We start from the raw sequence: 16,550 nt of genomic DNA on the forward strand, positions 1-16,550 counted from the left end.
TATGCGCCGCCCAGCAATCATCACCGTGGTCTTGCTGGCAATGCTGGCGGGACCGGTACTGGGGGCTAACCAGTCCCCGAAATACCACCAAGGACTGCTGTTCGCGCCCTACAACTGGGCGCTACAGAACTACAGCAACTTCTGCTTGAAGCTCACCGACCAGGGTAAGACCTACGTGGTCTGGGCCAACGACGAAGGGGACAACGCACCCGACGACGCCACCGTGGATCGGTGGCGCTGGTACTGCAAGGAAGGTAGTATCGCCATGTACTTCGTGGATACCCATTCATGGAGTACGGCGGCTGCCTTCGAAGCATACAGTCTTACGGGGCAGACAGAGCGCAACAATGCGATCACCGCCTATGAGGCGACCGACGACTGGGCACCGGGTGATCTTTGGCCTGGACAGACATCGGATGGATATGACATCTGTATCAATCCCACCAAGATATCCTGGCTGCTCCAGTCGGGGCTGAACACAATCGCCATCGTGGACGGTTGCTTCAGTGCTGGATGGATCGGCACTGGGTTCGCCAACGCCCGGGTTGCCGTCGGTTTCAGTGGCTCAACGGCTGGCAACATATACACCAACACCATGCTCAGCCGTATGAACGGGGAGGGCGGCGCCAACCTTAGAAGCGCCAGCTCGGCCATCGCTGGAATCGGCAGTGGGCTTACTTACACCGGTAGCGGGGAAACCGTATTCTCCCCGGTGGTTACGGATGTCAACCCTGACCCCGGAACACTACTCAATGACGAAAAGACCGACGGTTGGATCGAGTTCGATTCAGCTATGGACACCAATCAAGACGTCGCCACTCGTGTCCAAGCCAGCGGTTGGGCCTATCTAACCGACTTCTGGTGGTCGGGCGACCACCGGCTGAACTACAAGATCAACCTGCTGCTTCCGGGTGATTTCACCATCACTTGCGCAGACTTGACGGATGGCAGTAATGCCATCCTGGACGGCAACCAGAACCCCTATGACACAAACGGACAAGGTCCCAATGGGGACGACTACGTCTACAGCCTGGCCAGCGGCTACACTAGCCCGAACACCGCCGCTACCTTCACCGGTGTGTGGGCGTTCCGGGACATAGACGGAATCCACGTTCTTTGGCTGACGGATCCGGAACTGGGATCGATCAACTTTCAGGTCTGGGGCGGTGAACACCGAGAACAGCTCCTGACAACCGTGCCAGCCGAGGGCGGCGTTCTGCCGCACTTCTATGAGGTGGTCGTCCAGAGTACGGCCGACTTCCTAGAAGTCGCGGAAAAAGCCAAGGATCCCACGACTGAAACCAGTTCGCGGCCATTTCCGGTTTCACCGGTACCACCACCGGAGCTGGCCAGCCTTCGCAAGCTGAACCAAACGGTGTCGACCTGGCAACCAACCCCATACACGCCGGAGCTACCACAAGACCGCTCCACGACAACTGTCCTTCCGGCGTCACACTTCACCTACTACACGTCCCAAGCTAGCTGGGTGACCATCATCCAACCCATCATCAACTACTGGGCTCAGTGGGGCTGGAACTCGCAGGTGATCGTGGGGTCGAACGACCCTAACGCGGCCAAATCAACATTCCGGGCCGCTTACGACGCGAACGTTGCCGCCGGGTGTTCCTATCCCCCATTCTGCACGATCGTCGGGGAAGCTAACCAGGGCGACCGACCCGCGGCTAACATCGTTGGGACATTCTACATTCCCGACGAGAATCAACAGTGCTACTGGAATAGCTGCGGTTCAGACCTGCAGATGGTCAACTTCTTCGATGAAGGACCCGAGTGTTACTACTCCCGGGTCTACGCTACTACAACGCAGGAGCTCAACAACTGCGTCACATCCACACTGCAGTACTACAATGGGCAGTACGTGTCCAGCCCCAGAGCCCTGGCCATCGTTGGCGACCTATCCAGCATGTGCCACGACGTGCCGGCCCCACGCCTCCTCTTCCAGGAGATCGGCGGGTGGTACACGGGTGCCGGGGTACCTTTCACCCAACTCAACGAAACAAGTACGGGCTGCTATGACTACCTTGCTAAGCGCAATATGTTCGTGGCAGCTGTCCAGAGTGGGGTGACCGAGATCATCGGAACCGGCTCGCTGACAACGCGTGAAATCTGGCCCGGCTTCTTCGCTCAACTATCCATGGGCTCTCCGTTATCGATGTCACTGCTTCCCACGAAGCAGCGGATCGTGCTGGAGTTCCCGGGATGCGACATGGCCGACGGGGACCGCAACAATCCCACCTACTACCCGCCGCTCACCAAACGGTGGATGGTGAACGATCCCGCGGCCGGCGCATCAGCCGTGCTCGAGCTGTCTCATTCCCGCGGCGGATCCCAAGCCTTCCACCACCGACTAGCCCGGGAGTACTTCAGCGAAAGGATTTCTCCCGGACATTGGTGTGCACAGGAGGTCTACCAGACCGCAATCAAACGACTCTGGAAGACCGAGTCCATGCGCACCTATCTGAAGCTGGCTATGGCCTATGGTTTTCCCATTCCACTGCACGACTTCCTTAGCCCGGCCGGCATGCCCGACTTCCAACCCCTGCCGGACAAAGCCGACCTGCAGCTGACCAACGCTCCAAATCCTGGCCGGACCACGGAGCTGCGCTACGACCTACCGGGTATGGCGCGTGTATCCTTGACCATCTACGGCGTCTCCGGCCAGCGCGTCCGAACTCTGGTGACACCGAACGTCATCCAGAGCCCCGGATCATACAGCTTGACCTGGGACGGCCAGAATGACAACGGCGCCCGCGCTCAGGCCGGTGTCTACTTCGTTCGATTGGAATTGGATGGGCGGATCGTAACATCGCACAAGGTTACGCTCCTCTAGCCCTCCACCAGATCGAACCCTCAGCCAGTGCCTGTGCTTAGTCTGCCCTCGAGACTAACGCACAGGCACCACATCTGAGTGTTTGATTATTAACCCCACTAAATGGGGAGAGGAAACGACTATGCAAAAACTGCAAATCATTGGCCTAGGAAGTGGCCTGCTATTGGCGACGTTATTTGTGGTAGTAGCTGGTTGGCTGACACAGCCCAAACCGGCTGAAGCCAGAACTGAAATTACGTACGGACAACTGAAATTGTGTTACCACGATTGTGGCAATGATCACGACTGCTTAGCTCGCTGCTTAGCGAAGAACTAGCATTAATAGTTATTGAACTATTTACACGTAATCACCCTTAGGGGGGGTCGAGGAAATAACTTATGACAAGAAAGCGTCTTATCAGCCTAGGGTTTGGCTTGCTGGTTTCGGCCATATTTGTGGTCGCAGCGGGTGTATTTTTCCAGCCCAAACTGGCGGAAGCATCAAATAGAATGACTATAGGTCGGATTAAGTATTGTTACCACGAATGCGGCAACGATCAAGCCTGCCTGGATCGATGTCTAGCTAAGGATCAGTAAATATATTATCGGTACAGTACCGGTTTAAATATATCAGTGCTAATTATTTATCTCATATAGAGAAAAGGAATGGTGTATGTCAAAGATACGTTTGCTCGGCATGGCCATTGGCCTGCTCGTCGTATCCCTCTTCGTCGCCGGTATTGGCGTGATGGCCAAACCTAAACCGGCTGAAGCGACCTGGGGTAGGCTAAAGTATTGTTACGAACAGTGCGGCAATAATTCTGACTGCATTGCACGGTGTATGGGCAAAACTCAAAATGCCAGCCAAGAGGGCGGCGGCTCAGACTGGTAGGGTGAATTAACCGAAAATAAACCGTCCAACTCCCGGTCGGGTGCCGGGTAAGGGCGGTTTTTTAGTTTACAATAATAATTTTCTTGCCGGATTGATAATAATCTTGTACAATATGTGGGTAATTATCGTTAGTTTCTGAAAATTTTCTTATTTTCAAAGTCTGTCTGTAAACCACCAGTTATGTATCTCGAAAAACTCGAAATCCAAGGCTTCAAGTCATTCGCCAACCGAGTATCAATGCAATTCAACCGGGGGATCTGCGCGATTGTCGGCCCTAATGGTTCGGGAAAATCCAACGTGGCCGACGCGGTGCGCTGGGTGATGGGCGAGCAGAGTTTGAAACTGCTGCGCGGTAAAAAGTCCGAAGACGTGATTTTTTCCGGTTCGGATAAGAAAGCTCGCTTAGGGCTAGCCGAGGTCTCTTTGCATATCAACAACGAGGACAATACTATGCCGATCGACTACCCACAGGTGGTCATCACTCGCCGGGTGTTCCGATCGGGTGAAAATGAGTACTTATTGAACAATTCCAAGGTCCGACTGCAGGATATAATTCTATTGCTCGCCAAATCCAACTTCGGCCAGCGCAGTTATTCGGTGATCGGCCAGGGTATGATTGAATCCGTGCTGACTTCATCACCCCAGGAACGGAAAGAGTTTTTTGATGAAGCCGCCGGCGTGCGCCAATTCCAGATCAAGAAAGAACAGGCGCAACAGAAACTGGAGCACACTCGAGAGAATCTGCGCCAAGGCGAAATGCTGATGCAGGAAATCGAACCGCGGCTGCGTTCACTCACCCGCCAGGTCAAACGCCTGGAGCGGCGCGAGACGATCGAACAAGACTTACGCTTGGTACAGAAGGAATACTTCGCCGGGCTGTGGCGGGACATATCCGGCCAGTTGAGCGAGTTGGATGGTCAGCAGTCAGCCACCAACCAAAGACTGCGGTCGGCTACTAGCGAGCTGCGCGCTGTTCAAACCCAGCTGGAAAAGATCGAGAGCGAGAGTTCCCGCGAGGATGCTTTCCGCCAATTGCAAAAAGAATACAACCGCTTACTCGACCAAAAAAACACCCTGCTGCAAGACCAAGCCGTACTCAAGGGCCGCCTGGAAGTCGAAGCCCATCAAGCCGGTGAGACAAATCGGGTCTGGCTGTCAAAACAGGCCGAACAGATCGACCGCCGGATCAAAGAAGTATGTGATGATCTAGCACCGATCAATGACCAGCTTAGCGCCGCTCAAACCGCCCTGGAAACCAAGCGAAGCGAACAGGCCGTGGTGGTGACAAAGTTCGAAGAATTAGAACGCGGTTTGCTGTTGGCTAAGGAGCGCATGGAAACCAGCAAGCCTATTTCGGTAAAAGAGATCCACGACCATCTCAAGGATATCGAGACACGTCAAGCAAAATTCATAGAGGCGCTCAATGCCGCCCAGACGGTGGAGGATATCGGACGTATCAAAAAGCACGCCCAGGAAATATTCCGCAGTCTGAGCCAGTATTTAACCGAGTTGAGCCGGTCAGCGCCCGCTTCCGGTACCGATGAAGTAATACGCTTACAACACGAGCTGACCAACTTCTTGAAGAGCCGCGATAGCCTGGTCAATGAGATCAATGACTGGATCGTCAAAGTACGTATGCTGGAAGACAAGAAAGCCTTATTGATCGAACATCAGAATGAACTGGAACAGGAATTAAATCGTTTACGACGCGAACTGGAATTGTCCGAAAGCAGTTCCAAACAACCGGCTGAATCGCGCGCCGCTGCCGCCAAAGAGAACCAGAGCCTAAATCAGAGCATCGAAACCCTAGATCGTGATTTGAAATCGTCTAGAATCAAGATCGAGCAATTCAACCAGGTCGAGCAGCAGAAAAAAGAAGAGCTGTTTGCCCTGCAGAAACAGTTCCGTGACCGGCAGAATACTCTCAACGCGGTGACCCAGGAATCAAACGAACTGCGGGTCAAACAAGCCCGCCTGGAAACCCGCCGCGACGACCTCGATCGGGAAATGCGCGCCGACTTGCCCGAAACATTGTTAATCGAAATACAAAAAGACTTTATAAATATTATCAGCGAATCGCCCGCTTCCGTATTGCTAGAACGAATCACCAGCATCAAGCATCAGATCGAGCTGATCGGCGGCATCGACGAGAACGTCAGCTCGGAATATGAGCAGACCAACGAGCGCTTTGAGTTCCTATCCAAACAGGCCGAGGATCTGCACCAAGCCATTGAGTCATTGGACAAAGGCATCGCCGAGCTGGACGAACAAATCAAGGATCAGTTCGACGAATCGTTTCAAAAGATCAATACCGAGTTCACCCGGTACTTCAAGATGCTGTTCAAGGGCGGTTCGGCTAAATTAATTTTGAACAGAGAAGAGCTTTTTGAAGACGCCGATGAGGACGACGAAGATGATGAATTCGATGGCGAAGAAGACGCCACAGAAGAAGCGCCGAAACAACCGAAGAAGCATTCGATTGGCAAAGTCGTCACCGGCATTGAAATCCAAGCCATTCCGCCGGGTAAACGGGTCAGCAGCATCAATGTGCTGTCCGGCGGTGAGAAGTCGCTCACTTCCATCGCGCTGATTTGCGCGATCATTGCTAATAATCCATCGCCTTTCGTGATCCTGGACGAAGTGGACGCCGCCTTGGACGAATCGAATTCGATTAAGTTCTCGAACATCCTAACCGAGCTGGCTCACAAGACGCAGTTCATTACCATCACCCACAATCGCGCCACCATGCAACAGGCTTCAATTCTCTACGGCGTTACCATGGGTGCGGACAGCGTGTCGAAACTCTTGTCGGTGAAAATGGAAGAGGCCGAAGCGGTCATCAACCAACACGGGAATCGGTAAACTGGTTTCAACCGCCCCCAATTAATTCCGTCATTGCGACCCCGCTCAGCGGGGGAAGCAATCCCCATGAAGGTTCACCAAACAATGGGATTGCCGCGCTCGCTGACTCGCTCGCAATGACTGGAATGGAAGTGGTTGTCATGATATAAATAGAGCAAGGCGCGCCCCACCTGGAAACGCGCTTTTTCGTTCTTTACTTTTATCGTAGCGTGCTACTGGGTTGGGGCGGCTATCTTTTTTGGTTTTGACGTCCAAGCGCCCACTATAGTAATAACCGCGATAATCATCTGCTGAACTAATATCGTCACGGCCGTGTTTGTAGACGTAAATTCATCGACCCGGGCAACCAGATAGAATATGCCCATGATAATCGAAAGGCCAATCACGTAACGGCGCCCTAGCAGTGCAGAAATGAAAAGTATTATCGATAAGATGGTGCCTAGAATGGTAATTATGTGCTGCCCGAGCGATAACCCCTTGTCTCCGGCGGTTGTGTACACTGTGATCATCCCCCAGACATTAATCGCAGCCAAAATTAGCAGCAGCGCGATTCCAATCCAACGACGTAGTTTGTGCGACATGGATGTTTGCCTTTTATTCAAGGTTAATATATAAACTGTACACTCGATTTTGGACCAAATCAATAAATCAACATGCCTAATGTTGACAAAAACAGCCTGTTTCTGTAATATCACCATACCATCAATCGGGTTACGAAGGGCAAGTTATAAGTTACGCGTGTAACGAAAGGCTTGAAACTCTAAGTCACCAAAGTTCCGAACTTAAATCTTGTCATCATAACCTACGACTATTCTATGTTAGCAATTAGACTCTCACCAACCGGCAAGAAAGGGCAGAAATTCTTCCGCGTCATCGTCTCCGAAAAAACCAAGGATGTTTTCGGCGACTACATTGAACTGCTCGGCAACTACAATCCGCACCCGAATCCGGCTCAGGCGACACTCAAAGCCGAACGGATAAAATATTGGCTGTCTCAAGGAGCTCAAGCCTCGCCCACCGTGCACAATCTTTTGGTAGATCAAAAAATAATTGACGAACCGAAAGTGACCAGCTGGAAGCCCAAGAAGAAAGAGGTCAGCCCCGAAGAGGCCACCAAGGCAGCCACCGCTTCCGAGCCAGCCAAAGCTGAATCGATCGTAGAAGCCACATCAGCACCGGCCGAGCCAGCCCCTGAAGTGACTCCCACGCCTGAACCGATTAAACCCGCGCCAGCCGCCGAAACTGCGCCGACGCCAGCGCCAGCTGAGCCGAAACCAGCGGAATAGTTCCATCCAAATTTATCATCGATACATCCAGCTCCTACGGGGGCTGGGTTTCGTTTATCGGGGGTTGACAACTATACCCCACACACATATACTGGTGCTGCCCTACAATACTAACCTTTGGCCCTATTGATGGGTCCTCGGCCCGGGGAGATGCGACAGGCACTGGTTATGAAGAGGGCTGGCGTACCTTGCAGATGCGCTCCGAGGGGAGCGTTTTCGTACGAGGCGAATCGCAACGCTTCGCGTTTGACCTGAAGCCTAGGGAGACAGTCGCAGAGGAGCAATCCTTCCCAACGTCTCCCTTCATATTTCTTGATCCTTTCATCATAAGGAGTGTACCCGATGCTCCGTAGCAGCCAGAGGTACTATTCGTTCGTCAACCCGCGCCAGTTTGCGCTCCCCTCTGACCCGCGTGTTGTGATGCGGGTGTCGGGCTGTGCAGCACTCCTCAAGGAGGTGCGGATCGGCCAGGCATTTCTTGCATCGATCCTGACAAATCCTGATCTTCACTGGCATCGCCGCATCGTTACAGGTGGGCGCAGTTCGCGCAAGGGAAAACAGCGCATTTGTTTCGTGGCAAGCGGCGAGCTCCGGTGGTACCAGAACAGACTGTGGAACCTCATGCGCTATATCCTTTCCGTCCGGAACGGACATCTGCTCATCGCGCAAGAGCCGTGCCACTTGTATCGGAACATCAGAACGACCCAGTCGAGTGAGGGAACCGATTTCCCGGCAACAGCATACAACACCGGGTGCAATGTCATTCGCAACGCCCGATGGCACCGCCACAATCAGTCAAGCTGGTGTCTTGACATCTCGGGTGCATTCGCATCCATCCGCATGAAGCACTTGTACCGCTTTCTGCTCCGCAAGCAGTTCCCGCCCGATCTAGCATGGATTATCTGCCGGATGTTCACCTATAACGGCGGACTTCCGCAGGGTGGCCCGTACTCACCCTTCATCTACAACCTGCTCATGCAGCGGTTTGATGAAACTGTTGCGGCTGCGATCGGCGCTCCGACGAAAACTGTGACATTCCATCGAGCCAAACTGGAGGGATTTCCATACAGCGGTCCGATATATACGCGATACGGTGACGACCTCTGCTTCTCCCACCCGGATGAAGAATTCCCTGATGCGCTCAAGGGAACCATCGACCGAGTGATAAGAGAACACCACCTGATTCTCAACGCGACAAAAACGCGCGAGGGTAGACATGGGATCATGGAACTTCCTGGCGTGGTGATTGTACACGGACGCGTACGGCCACCTTCGGCTTATGTCACCCGTGTATGTACGGCTGCCGACCAAGGAAACCTCACCTCCATTCAGCGCTGCGGACACCGCGGCTACCTCCTCACGTTCGGGCGGGCGGGCAGACTCCGATGCCTACGGCAACGGATTAACCTGCGATCCAAGCCGCGCTACGATCAACTTCCGTTCTAATCACGCTTTCAGCAACCGGCCGACACAGACCGGTTTTTCTATTGATAACCCAGCCATTTGTGACTAGTTGATTTGGGTGGATTTGACACTACGCCAGAACATTTTATAATGAAGCTACTGATGCCAGGCTGTCGTGCCTCTCTCTCCGAGGTTAACACGTCGAAACAGCATCTCCGGCTATCAGCTCGTAACAATTAACCGCAACGATGTAATGGCTAAAGAACAAGATCAAGAGTTTGTCGAGTATTGCGTGAAGGGCCTCGTCGACCGTCCGGAAGACGTCACGACCGATCGCATGGTTGATGAAATGGGAGTGTTGATCACTCTCAAAGTCAATCCAGAAGATTTGGGCCAGGTGATCGGCCGCCAAGGCCAGACCGCCAAAGCGCTTCGCACGCTGCTCCGGGTCGTCGGTGCCAAGCACCACGCCCGAGTGAACCTCAAGATCTATGAACCTGAAGGTCACCGTAAGAGCAAGATGATGGAAGAGGCGCCGCAGGAGACGCAACCAACCGCGGTTGACGCCGATATGGACGATCTGAAACTATAACTAGCAGAGGTCAGAAATCGGAAGTTAGAAATCAGAAACCATGTTCCTGATAACGAGAGGACAACAGCCGCTGGCTTAACTGGCGGTTTTTGTTTTTTTATCGTGAGGACAATTTGCTTGTTTTATGGTACAATTCGGCCAGCGATTTGTTGAGAAATGTAAAATTGTACAATTCAAAATTCAAAACATGTGATTCCCCGCTGGGCGGGGTTACATTCATTTTGCATTTTGCATTTTACATTTTGAATTGCTTCCATGCGCTTCGACATCCTGACCACGTTTCCCGATATTTTTGTATCATATTTCAACACCAGCATAATCAACCGCGCCCGGAAGAGCGGCCGAATTAATATAGTCATACACGACCTGCGGGATTATACGACCGACAGACACCGCACCACCGACGACCGTCCCTATGGCGGCGGGCCCGGCATGGTGATGAAAGTAGAACCGGTTTTCAAGGCTTTGAAAAAACTGCGCGCCGTGGCACCGCACAAACTTAAGGATACGAAAGTTATTCTGCTCACACCTCAGGGACGGACTTTTAATCAGCCTATCGCCCGCCAATACTCCGAACTCAAACGATTGATCTTTATCTGCGGTCATTATGAGGGTTTCGACGAACGCATTCGCTCACTGGTGGATGAACAGCTGTCGATCGGCGACTACGTGCTGACCGGAGGCGAGCTAGGCGCCATGGTCGTAGTGGACGCCGTCAGCCGCTTGCTACCTGGCGTGCTGGGTGATGAAACCTCCAGCCATGACGAGTCTTTTTCTCAAGATTTAAAGACCCTGGAATACCCCCACTACACCCGCCCGGAAGTATTCCGCCGCCAACGGGTACCGAAGATTTTATTGTCAGGTGACCATTCAGCCATTGCCAACTGGCGCAAAGCAAATCAGCGTATAAAAAAGCCACGGCCATGAAGACCGAAATCGAAGCTAAATTCTTAGACATTGATCCGGGCGCGATACGAAATACATTGAAGCAAATTGGAGCACGCTGCGTTTACTCTGAACAATTACAAAAGAGAAAGATTTTCGATTCCCCCGATCATCACATGGAGCGGGTTGGCGGCTGTGTTTGGGTTCGTGAAGAAAATGGCAAAATCACATTGGCCTATAAGCAACTTAATAACCGTACACTACAAGGCACAAAAGAAGTTTCGGTACGGGTAGATGATTTTGATCGTGCTTGTGAATTTCTGCTGGATATTGGATTGGTTCTAAGATCCTACCAGGAAACCCGCCGCGAGCAGTGGTTATACCAATCGGTTGAGATTACCATTGACACCTGGCCCTGGATACCCACTTTTTTGGAAATCGAGGCACCTACCGAAGTAGAAGTTCGCAAAACTGCCGCAGCTTTAGGTTTGGAGTGGGAACGAGCCTTGTTTGGCAGTGTCGAAATCGCGTACCAGCAAAATTATGATGTTACGGAGCAAGAAGTTGATTCTTGGCCAAGTGCCACTTTCACCGATATTCCTCAGGATTTGCTCAAAAAGCGAAAAAGAAAATAACTCATGGATGTTCAATCCGAAAACTTGTCCGCATCACCCGCCACCCGCACCCATCGTTACGTGAGCATTTTGAGATATCGAAACTTCCTCAAGCTCTGGGGCGCCCAGGCCAGTTCTAAGCTGGCCGAGAATGTACTAAACTTCAGCCTTGTGATACTGATCTACCAGCTGACCCATTCCAGTTTTATGGTCAGTCTGTTGTTGGTGCTGATTGGCGTACCGCCCATCCTACTATCCGCGGCAGCGGGCGTGGTTGCCGACACCCATAATCGCAAAACAATCATGTTTTTATCAAACCTGACTCGTTTTTTTCTGGTTGTCATGGCGATCATATTTCATGAACAAGCCTGGGTACTGTTGGGAGTCGCCTTTATCCTGTCGGTGCTGGCTCAATTTTTCAGTCCGGCCGAAGTTTCCTCGATTCCCACGCTGGTCGACAAGGAGCATTTATTCACGGCTAACAGCATTTACTCATTTACCAGCTATACCACTTTTCTAATCGGCTATACGATTGCCGGCCCGCTGCTTCAGCGCTGGCACTCCACCAACCTATTTATTTGCGTCATGGTGCTTTACGGCATTGCGTCATTACTGTCGGGCTGGCTGCCTCCCCTTGTTGAGCATCTGCGCGACGCCGCCCAACGCAGTCTGCGGCTGATTGACTGGGCCGACTTCCGTCATCGCCTGACCGAAGGCATGAGAATAATTCTTACCAACCGGGTCATCCGATTCGTGATGATCCAGATGGCTATTGTATTCAGCATCCAGCGCGGCTTCTTATCTATGGCACCGGCCTTCGCTGAAAACTTTTTGAAGTTTAACCTCGACAAGATCAGCGTTTATTTAATTCTACCCGTCGGCGTCGGCGCGCTTGCGGGCGTCTTGTTAGCCAACACTATCAAGCATCGCGTCGCCAAGAGCCAGATGATCACCGGCGGCATGATTATCAACGGGCTGGCCCTGCTCTCTTTGGCTTTTTGGACGGCTGGACATTCGGCTCTAACGGCGTTGGGTGTATCAATTTCCCAGGAAGCATTCGCTCCGATTATTGTATCTATTCTGGCATTTCTATCCGGCTTCGCAGATCCGTTTATTATCGTCTCGGTTCAGACCACCCTCCAGGAACGCACCGAGCCGGCTGACCGCGGACGGGTCTTCGGCGGATTGTATACCTTTATGAACCTAGCCGGGCTGGCTCCGATTTTGATCATTGGCGCCATTACCAACCTAGTTAATCTCAACGTTGTCGTCTTGATTCTGGGACTGACTGTTATGACCGCGGCCGTCTGGGGTATCTTCTTCTACCGTCGGTATGGTTTGGGCGCAGAATAGCCATTTACTGCCATTTTCCGTAGATTCCATCTTGACCCCCCCCTATTGGTAATGTGTATAATGACGGTCGTGGGCGATTCGTCAGTTCTTGGTGAATTGAATCGTTCCTTACATCCGCAAAGTTATCTGTAGCCAAACGACTGACGTTGGCATGGAGAACAAATGGGAAGGAGGTAGCAAAAAGACTTTCCATGTTCACTCGCCACACTACCAGCCACTGTGCAACACGAAACCTAAAAGGAGACCAAGAGAAGTTATGAAACTGAAGAATCTCTGTGTTCTACTACTCTTCGCGGTGATCGCGATCGGAGTCGTCGCGTCCGTTGCTCAGGCTGACACGGCACGAGTCGCCATCAAGGGACCCTCGTATGGCGTCAGTTACACGGTTCAACCTTGGCAGAACGGGGTGCTAAGGGCTCAAAACACCAACGTGACTCTGGTTAATGGATATCGCAATGTCATTTTCTACAACATTCCTCCCGGGTGTGGTTACATCGGAAATGCCTGGCTGAACGGCGTAGGAATCGAGTCTCACACTTGGCCATCAAAGTGCGTCAGTGGAACCACCCAACTCGGTTGTCTGCAGTTCAATGGAGCGGGCGAACCGGAACCATGGAGCGGCAGCTGTCCGTAACCACCGACCAGCGCTCTGACGACTAACAAAACTGTCGTCAGAGCGATTTCTTACTATCAACCAAGTCATATACATTTAGTATTAATACCTAAAATACAAGACATGAACAACTTTGGCACAAACATGATCACTTGGTACGTCATCTTTCCGGTTCTACTGATCGGGCTGGCGGGCATCATTTGGTTTATCTTCAAAATGAGTGTATCGCCCTGGAAACGAGTGGGTATCACCGCGATTAGTATCTTTGCGTTTTTCGGATTCACCGTAGCCGTGTTGGGAGTCTATTATCAATTTAACAAACCGTTCGCCGCTGCATTCAAGACCTATTCTTATTCCGCTTTGGCACCTGACTATGCCTTGTCCGCCTACCATCCAACAAACAACGACCCGTTCCAACTACCCGAAAGAGGGTATGGACCCATGCTGGCCACTCTTGAAGTATACAAAGAAAACGGACAGACAAAGATATTGCGCATTCCGAGAAATAACACCAAATGGAGTGGTTATATATACACTCCCGGAAAGTGGTCAATCGTGGATATCGAAAATGACGTGATGACTATTGCGAAGGATTCTGATTCAAAACCCCTTGTTACTCATACCTCACTTTGGTGGGCATTGACGAAAGACGTCTATAGTATGAATGCGTCTACCCAATAAACTCTAGACTGGTTTGTATACCAGCTGTCCGAAACGACCTAGCGAGAAACACCGGGTCGTTTTGTATCCATCATTATTGAATAGCTTGGGTATTCGTTTTAGTATGGAAGTCTGATTCTGGTAGCCGCCGTGCGCGGGATCTTCTTTTACCGCCGGTACGGTCTGGGTGCTGAATGGGCTGTATTTTAAACATTTTGGCGCCTGTTAATCTATACCGAGCATCGCTTGACAGCCTTTTGGAAATACCTTATAGTACTAGTGCTACAGAAAAGTCGGGGTTTTCAAACAAAACCGTTTAGTATTAACCGGGGAGACAACATTTGACCCAAGGTTAACCACCATCAGTTCCTTTGACCGCTCGGAGAAAAAACAGGGGTATCAAATCATATTGGGTATCACTGTTTTTTCTTCGCCCTACGCCAAGGCTACGGGCGACACTGTCCCCCGTACTTTTTGCGAAGTGCTACCGAAGAAAAAATGCACGTTGACAACCGAAAAGTGATAAGAAAGGCTTCAATCAATTCAATTCCGTCTCCTCAACCGCTTCTCACGAACGGTTTGAGCGAGACAACAAGAAATAATAGAGCTTCATTCCTTAAACGGAATGACACTCTCTCATTCTAATGAGAGTTTGATCCTGGCTCAGGATGAACGCTGGCGGCGTGTCTTAGGCATGCAAGTCGAACGCGCCTACGCTCTTCACTTCGTTCCGAGCTTCGGCGCGCAAGCTACCCTAACCAATAGGGAGCTGCGCTCGCCGCCCGTCCTCCGCAGTGGCAGTCTACTGCTACGGAGGATGGAGAACTCGAGCGTAGCGATGAGTGTAGGCGAGTGGCAAACGGGTGAGTAACACATTGGTAACCTACCCCGAAGTTCGGAATAACCCGTCGAAAGATGGGCTAATACCGGATGTGGCCCAGTACCATATGGTACTGGGGTAAAGGTCGCAAGATCGCTTCGGGAGGGGCCTATGGTCCATCAGCTAGTTGGTGAGGTAATGGCTCACCAAGGCGATGACGGATAGCGGGTGTGAGAGCACGACCCGCCTCACTGGGACTGAGAACTGCCCAGACTCCTACGGGAGGCTGCAGTCGAGAATATTCCCCAATGGACGAAAGTCTGAGGGAGCGACGCCGCGTGTAGGATGAAGGCCCTCGGGTCGTAAACTACTTTTTTCAGGGAAAAATTTTGATGGTACCTGGAGAATAAGGGGCTGCTAACTTCGTGCCAGCAGCAGCGGTAATACGAAGGCCCCGAGCGTTATCCGGATTTATTGGGCGTAAAGAGTTCACAGGCGGTTCGTTAAGTCTTTGGTTAAATTTCGGGGCTCAACCCCGAAGCTGCCGAGGAAACTGGCGAGCTCGAGGATGGGAGAGGCAAACGGAACTACCGGTGTAGTAGTAAAATGCGTTAATATCGGTAGGAACGCCAATGGCGAAGGCAGTTTGCTAGAACATTCCTGACGCTATATGAACGAAAGCGTGGGGAGCGAATGGGATTAGATACCCCAGTAGTCCACGCCGTAAACGATGAACACTAGGTATTGGGAGAATCGACCCTCTCAGTATCGTTTAACCAAGCTAACGCGTTAAGTGTTCCGCCTGGGGAGTACGGCCGCAAGGCTAAAACTCAAAGGAATTGACGGGAGCCCGCACAAGCGGTGGAGCATGTGGTTTAATTCGACGATAAGCGAGGAACCTTACCAGGGCTTGACATCCCGGGAATCCGGCCGAAAGGTTGGAGTGCCGCAAGGAACCCGGTGACAGGTGCTGCATGGCTGTCGTCAGCTCGTGTCGTGAGATGTTGGGTTAAGTCCTCTAACGAGCGCAACCCCCGTGACATGTTAAATTATTCATGTCAGACTGCTACCGATAAGGTGGAGGAAGGTGGGGATGACGTCAAGTCAGCATGGTCCTCTGACGCCCTGGGCCACACACGTGCTACAATGGGAAGTAACAATGAGTTGCGAAGTCGCGAGACGAAGCTAATCTCAACAAACCTTCCCTCAGTTCGGATTGGAGGCTGCAACTCGCCTCCATGAAGCTGGAATCGCTAGTAACCGCGCATCAGCCACGGCGCGGTGAATACGTTCTCGGGCTTTGTACACACCGCCCGTCAAGCCAAGAGAGTCGGAAATACCTGAAGCTTCCTTCGGGGATCCAAGGTAGGTCCGATGATAGGGGCTAAGTCGTAACAAGGCATCGGTAGCGGAAGCTGTCGATGGATCACCTCCTTTCTAGGGAGAAAAGTCAGTACCGACGCGCAAGCGCCTGGTACTGACCAACCCCGTTACCTCGGTGGGTAACGGACCCTATAAAAGGGTCGATGCATGGATCATCTTCGGATGATACATGTCACTGCCTTTCTTATCACCTTTCGGAATGTCAACCCCCGTCAGTCGCGACTGACGAGGTTAACAAACCTAGTACCCCCGTGGTACTGGGCAACAAACAACATTCCCGTTTCAACAACGGGTTTTTTGTTATTACAGTGGCTATTGACAATCTGCCTCTTTTCCTGTATTATTCCCTATTCACGAAA

The 16,550-nt window shown here is 51.9% G+C and carries 13 protein-coding genes and 1 rRNA gene; 13 read left to right on the forward strand and 1 reads right to left on the reverse strand.

Translation table 11 applies throughout. From position 1 onward, the window contains the following. Position 1 precedes the first annotated feature (1 nt). From WC734_02675 to WC734_02690, 4 genes are all read left to right on the forward strand, one after another. Positions 2–2,848 (forward strand): FlgD immunoglobulin-like domain containing protein, encoded by a 2,847-nt coding sequence (locus tag WC734_02675; protein ID MFA6198041.1) that lies wholly within the window; start codon positions 2–4, stop codon positions 2,846–2,848. A gap of 378 nt (positions 2,849–3,226) precedes the next feature. Next, complete coding sequence (locus WC734_02680) at positions 3,227–3,424, forward strand: hypothetical protein (protein ID MFA6198042.1); 198 nt, start codon at positions 3,227–3,229, stop codon at positions 3,422–3,424. Positions 3,425–3,500: 76 nt separating this feature from the next. Then, positions 3,501–3,719, forward strand: coding sequence for a hypothetical protein (locus WC734_02685; GenBank protein MFA6198043.1), 219 nt, complete (start codon positions 3,501–3,503; stop codon positions 3,717–3,719). Positions 3,720–3,899: 180 nt separating this feature from the next. After that, positions 3,900–6,581, forward strand: coding sequence for an AAA family ATPase (locus tag WC734_02690; protein ID MFA6198044.1), 2,682 nt, complete (start codon positions 3,900–3,902; stop codon positions 6,579–6,581). Positions 6,582–6,793: 212 nt separating this feature from the next. On the opposite strand, the gene WC734_02695 is transcribed toward WC734_02690, so the two are convergent. Beyond that, on the reverse strand, positions 6,794–7,162 hold the full coding sequence (locus WC734_02695) for a hypothetical protein (protein ID MFA6198045.1): 369 nt from the start codon (positions 7,160–7,162) through the stop codon (positions 6,794–6,796). A gap of 234 nt (positions 7,163–7,396) precedes the next feature. Here WC734_02695 and rpsP point away from each other — a divergent pair, with 234 nt between their 5' ends. From rpsP to WC734_02740, 9 genes are all read left to right on the forward strand, one after another. Next, complete coding sequence (gene rpsP / locus WC734_02700; protein MFA6198046.1) at positions 7,397–7,867, forward strand: 30S ribosomal protein S16; 471 nt, start codon at positions 7,397–7,399, stop codon at positions 7,865–7,867. A gap of 621 nt (positions 7,868–8,488) precedes the next feature. Further along, complete coding sequence (locus WC734_02705; protein ID MFA6198047.1) at positions 8,489–9,313, forward strand: reverse transcriptase domain-containing protein; 825 nt, start codon at positions 8,489–8,491, stop codon at positions 9,311–9,313. A gap of 133 nt (positions 9,314–9,446) precedes the next feature. Further along, entirely contained in the window at positions 9,447–9,863 is a 417-nt protein-coding gene (locus WC734_02710; protein MFA6198048.1) for a KH domain-containing protein, read from the forward strand. Positions 9,864–10,118: 255 nt separating this feature from the next. Continuing rightward, a complete protein-coding gene (gene trmD / locus WC734_02715) occupies positions 10,119–10,790 on the forward strand; it encodes a tRNA (guanosine(37)-N1)-methyltransferase TrmD (protein ID MFA6198049.1) in 672 nt (223 codons plus the stop codon). Next, positions 10,787–11,383: a CYTH domain-containing protein gene (locus WC734_02720; protein MFA6198050.1), complete on the forward strand. Its 597-nt coding sequence runs from the start codon at positions 10,787–10,789 to the stop codon at positions 11,381–11,383. The genes trmD and WC734_02720 overlap by 4 nt, the downstream gene beginning before the upstream one ends. A 3-nt stretch (positions 11,384–11,386) precedes the next feature. Next, the gene (locus WC734_02725; protein MFA6198051.1) at positions 11,387–12,715 is read left to right on the forward strand and encodes an MFS transporter; all 1,329 of its coding nucleotides are present in this window, start codon (positions 11,387–11,389) and stop codon (positions 12,713–12,715) included. Between the two features lie 256 nt (positions 12,716–12,971). Then, the gene (locus WC734_02730) at positions 12,972–13,349 is read left to right on the forward strand and encodes a hypothetical protein (GenBank protein MFA6198052.1); all 378 of its coding nucleotides are present in this window, start codon (positions 12,972–12,974) and stop codon (positions 13,347–13,349) included. Between the two features lie 102 nt (positions 13,350–13,451). After that, a complete protein-coding gene (locus WC734_02735; GenBank protein ID MFA6198053.1) occupies positions 13,452–14,009 on the forward strand; it encodes a hypothetical protein in 558 nt (185 codons plus the stop codon). Between the two features lie 619 nt (positions 14,010–14,628). Beyond that, positions 14,629–16,245, forward strand: a 16S ribosomal RNA gene (locus WC734_02740). Positions 16,246–16,550: the final 305 nt, after the last annotated feature.

The organism is Patescibacteria group bacterium, assembly GCA_041661625.1.
In the GTDB taxonomy this organism is placed as follows: Bacteria; Patescibacteriota; Patescibacteriia; order JAHIZJ01; family JAHIZJ01; genus JBAZUB01.

Coding starts and splice junctions, on each gene's coding strand:
- WC734_02680 (MFA6198042.1), top strand. CDS start 3,227: ATGACAAGAAAGCGTCTTATCAGCCTAGGGTTTGGCTTGCTGGTTTCG.
- WC734_02685 (MFA6198043.1), top strand. CDS start 3,501: ATGTCAAAGATACGTTTGCTCGGCATGGCCATTGGCCTGCTCGTCGTA.
- WC734_02675 (MFA6198041.1), top strand. CDS start 2: ATGCGCCGCCCAGCAATCATCACCGTGGTCTTGCTGGCAATGCTGGCG.
- WC734_02730 (MFA6198052.1), top strand. CDS start 12,972: ATGAAACTGAAGAATCTCTGTGTTCTACTACTCTTCGCGGTGATCGCG.
- trmD (MFA6198049.1), top strand. CDS start 10,119: ATGCGCTTCGACATCCTGACCACGTTTCCCGATATTTTTGTATCATAT.
- WC734_02705 (MFA6198047.1), top strand. CDS start 8,489: ATGCGCTATATCCTTTCCGTCCGGAACGGACATCTGCTCATCGCGCAA.
- WC734_02690 (MFA6198044.1), top strand. CDS start 3,900: ATGTATCTCGAAAAACTCGAAATCCAAGGCTTCAAGTCATTCGCCAAC.
- WC734_02695 (MFA6198045.1), bottom strand. CDS start 7,162: ATGTCGCACAAACTACGTCGTTGGATTGGAATCGCGCTGCTGCTAATT.
- WC734_02725 (MFA6198051.1), top strand. CDS start 11,387: ATGGATGTTCAATCCGAAAACTTGTCCGCATCACCCGCCACCCGCACC.
- rpsP (MFA6198046.1), top strand. CDS start 7,397: ATGTTAGCAATTAGACTCTCACCAACCGGCAAGAAAGGGCAGAAATTC.
- WC734_02735 (MFA6198053.1), top strand. CDS start 13,452: ATGAACAACTTTGGCACAAACATGATCACTTGGTACGTCATCTTTCCG.
- WC734_02720 (MFA6198050.1), top strand. CDS start 10,787: ATGAAGACCGAAATCGAAGCTAAATTCTTAGACATTGATCCGGGCGCG.